The sequence below is a fragment of the Kitasatospora sp. NPDC001225 genome (assembly GCF_053597855.1).
Genome location: NZ_JBSFJC010000297.1, coordinates 1 through 3,506 on the forward strand (window position 1 = coordinate 1; position 3,506 = coordinate 3,506).

The 3,506-nt window shown below is 71.7% G+C and carries 4 protein-coding genes; 1 reads left to right on the forward strand and 3 read right to left on the reverse strand.

All coding sequences use genetic code 11. The features are described from left to right. Positions 1-830: 830 nt before the first annotated feature. Positions 831-1,286, forward strand: coding sequence for a hypothetical protein (locus ACWDCZ_RS39460; RefSeq protein ID WP_449818480.1), 456 nt, complete (start codon positions 831-833; stop codon positions 1,284-1,286). A 3-nt stretch (positions 1,287-1,289) separates the two neighbouring features. Here the strand turns inward: ACWDCZ_RS39460 and ACWDCZ_RS39465 are convergent, their stop codons facing one another. The 3 genes from ACWDCZ_RS39465 to ACWDCZ_RS39475 form a co-directional block, all read right to left on the reverse strand. Continuing rightward, positions 1,290-1,514 (reverse strand): hypothetical protein, encoded by a 225-nt coding sequence (locus tag ACWDCZ_RS39465; protein WP_449818481.1) that lies wholly within the window; start codon positions 1,512-1,514, stop codon positions 1,290-1,292. Between the two features lie 133 nt (positions 1,515-1,647). Beyond that, a complete protein-coding gene (locus ACWDCZ_RS39470; RefSeq protein WP_380743115.1) occupies positions 1,648-2,133 on the reverse strand; it encodes a helix-turn-helix domain-containing protein in 486 nt (161 codons plus the stop codon). Between the two features lie 118 nt (positions 2,134-2,251). Then, positions 2,252-3,301 (reverse strand): LacI family DNA-binding transcriptional regulator, encoded by a 1,050-nt coding sequence (locus ACWDCZ_RS39475; RefSeq protein WP_449818482.1) that lies wholly within the window; start codon positions 3,299-3,301, stop codon positions 2,252-2,254. Between the last annotated feature and the right edge of the window lie 205 nt (positions 3,302-3,506).

Consider the following 3,506-nt stretch of genomic DNA (forward strand, 5'->3'; position numbering starts at 1 on the left):
CCCTGTCTCCTCGACGTCTCCGCCGAGCTCCCAGAAAGTCGAGGACTTGACGCCGAACCCTGTCACCTCGCCGTCTCGGCCGACCTCCCCGACCGTCGAGGACCTGACGCCGAACGCTGTCACCTCGCCATCTCGGCCGACCTCCCCGACCGTCCCGGAGACGCCGCCCCTGGCGCTTACCGGGGGAGGGGGGTCGGCGACATCGCCGGCGGCGGTGTTCGGCTACCCAAACCGGCGTGATCAGGACAAACGACCCGAGCGTCGCAAGAGGCCTCGCTTCGTCTGACCAAGAAGTACGCCTACGGCGACGCCCTCCACGTCGTTCTGGTCGGACGCTTGGCGGCGGAGCCGGAGGCGTTCCAGACGGCTCCGGGCTCCAGCCATCGCCATCGTCTTCTGTTCGCACGGTCCGCTCCACCACGCCCATGCGACGCACCCGCCGCGGCACAGTGCTCCTTGAAGCCTCAGCAAGCCGGTCAGGCAGCAGACGTGTCACCTAGCTTTCAGCACACCGTCCCGGGGAAGTGGCACGAAACCCGGAACGATCAAGGTGGCACGGAGCGCGGATCCAACGAAACGCACAGCTCGCGGACTCGCCATAGGACATCGGGACGCGGAACCCGCGGCCTGTTCCTTCGGCCACGGCCTGCCCGCTGTGGTCCACAGCCTCGGGATGGGCCGCAACGAGATCGGCATGCGTCTGCTCTCCGCGGAGAGCCGCGTCCCGCTGTGCCTGCCGCGATCTTCGGCGACTTGTCCGTCTGGGTGGCGTCGTCTCCTGGGTGCTAGATTCGAACGCGTTCAAAGAGGGTGCTGTGCAAGGGGGAAACATGGCCGCGGTGCCGGTGAGTGCCCGGTGGCTGTCCGGGGTCGGGGCGGTCGCGTTCCTGTTGCCGGTGTGGAGCATCCACCGGGGGTACGGCCCGGGCGGGCTGGTTCTGTACGTTTTCGGCCTGGGCTGCGCGGTGGTGTGCGCCGTGCCGCCGTTCTTCTCCGACGAGAAGCGGCTGCGCGTCGCGTGCACGGCTGGCGGCGTGGTGGTCACCGTGGTGTCCGCGCCGTTCGTGTTCGTGGGCGCCCTGTTCGCGAGGTTCCTCTACTACGGCACCCTGTACCTGGCCTTTCTCGCGCTCCCCGTCACCGCGGTGGCCGGTCTGGCCGCCGGGTTCCAGCGCGCCAAGGGGTGGGACCGCGGCCGTGGGCCGGCCCGCTTCGCCTGGGCGTGCGCGGCGCTGACGCTGACCGGCTGGCTGGCCGTCAGCGCCTGGATCCTGACGCTGCGCTGATCGTCAGGCCCGCGCGACCGCACTGTACGTGAGGTTCTTGAGGTCGTCGGCGAGGCGGCGGGCTGCTTCGGTCTCGATGGAGCCGCGTGATTCGATCTCCTCGCCGCCGCCCGCGTCGCGTGCCGAGGCGAGCCCGACCGAGGCGCGGGATCCTGGCCCGCGGCCGCCTGGGGTTGACGCCACCGCCCGGATCGGCAGGGAGGTCGGCTTGGCCGCGGACGGCGTCAACTACCGCCTCGCTAGGCCGAGTCGCCGGTGGCACCTCCCCAACCGGACGGCGCTGGTGGGGCGGGCGTACGCGTTCGGCGTCCTCGTGGCGGACGTGTGGCCGCCAGCGCCTGCCCGCCGCACGTGACGGCCGTCAACCGGCCCGGCGCACGGGTCGGGGCCCGGTCGGGCGGGGTTGCGGACAGCGCCGGCGGCGCCTGCAGCACGGGCCGCTCCCGCCGGTCGCGGTCATCGGCAGGACCATCACGACCACCGCGGACGGCTGTTCGTCCACCTCCCCGGCGGCCGGCGTCTCGCGACGGCTCCCGTCCGGCTGATCGGGCCCGCTGCCGGGAACGGCGCGCGCGGCACGGAGAAACCATTCCAGTCGCGAGGCCCTCAGGCCGAGCGCCGCCGCGAGCTGTTGGACGGAGCGGCGCTGTGGTCGGAGCACTCGGCCCCGCTCGATGTCGCTGATCGTTCTCACACTGACCTGGGAACGCCGGGCGAGTTCCTCATGCGTGAATCCCACTTCACGACGAAGCGCCCTCAGCATGCCCCCGAATGCCGAATCCCCTTGTTGTGCCTTCGACATGTCACCCCCCAGAATCTTGGCGCATGGGAGCGCTCCCACACCCATCGGGAGCGTAGCAGCACCTTATGCCCAGGTCAGCCGTGACACGCGGCCGTGGCTCATACCGGAACAACGGGACGTGACGGCCTTTCAGTTCGAGGCCGTTCGAGGCAGTCCGAGGCCTTCAGGCCGAGGCGCGGACCGTCAGTTCGGTCGGCAGGATCACCTGACGACGCGGCCGCCCGGGGTCGGCGATCTCCTCGAGCAGCAGCTGGACCATCAACCGCCCCATCGCCTCGGTCGGTTGGCGAACACTGGTGAGGGGCGGCTCGGTGCTACGGGCGATGACGGAGTCGTCGAAGCCGACGACGGCCACGTCTCCCGGCACGTGCCGCCCGGCCTCGCGCAGCGCCCGGAACGCGCCCACGGCCATCAGGTCGGAGGCGCAGAACACGGCATCGAGGGTGGGCATTTCGGCCAGGAGCTCGCGCATCGCCGCGTAGCCGCCCGCCTCGGTGAAGTCGCCGTGGGCGACGAGCGCGTCCTCCGGAGCGAGGCCGGCCTCCGTGAGCGCCTCCCGGTACCCCGCCAGGCGTGCCCCGGCCGCTTCCATGGCGAGCGGCCCCGTGATGGTGGCCACTCTGGTGCGGCCGAGTCCGACCAGGTGCCGGACGGCCGCCCGGGCCCCGCCGGCGTTGTCGGCGTGGACGTAGCTCAGCGATTCGCGCTCGGACCGGCGGCCGCCCAGTACGGCCGGCATGCCGAGCTGTTCGAGCAGGTCGGGCAACAGGTCGTCCTGGCGCACCGAGACCAGGAGCACCCCGTCGACCCGACGCGCGGTGAGGTAGCGCGTCAGACGTTCGCGCTCGTCCTCGTTGCGGACCAGGGTCAGCAGCAACTGAAGGTCTGTTGAAGCGAGTTCGTCGGAGATCCCGGCGATGACGTCCGCGAAGTACGGCTCCGACCTCAGCCGCGCCAGGCTCTCCGGGACGACCAGGGCGACGACGTCGGTGCGCGAGGTCACCAGGGATCGTGCCGCCTGGTTGGGTACGTAGCCGAGCTCGGCGACGGCGTGCTCGACGGCCTCCCTCGCCCGGGCGCTCACCTTGGGCGAACCGTTGATGACCCGGGACACCGTTCCCCGGCTGACTCCCGCGCGGGCGGCCACGTCCTCCACCGTCGGTCGCGCGGCAGGCCGGGCACCTCCGGGGCCCGGGCTGTCAGTTCGGGGCATGATCACACTCCGGTGTGGCTCACTCTCGGGAGCGGCCATCCTACACGGCGTGAGAGCGCTCCCATCGGCGCTTCCACGGGTGCTCCCGCGGGCCCTCCCACCGGCGCTTCCACGCGCCCGGCCCGTCGCCCGGCCCGTCGCCCGGTCGGGAGGGTGCCCGACCGGCCGACGGGACCGGCGGTCACAGGGGCATGCCCTGCCAGCC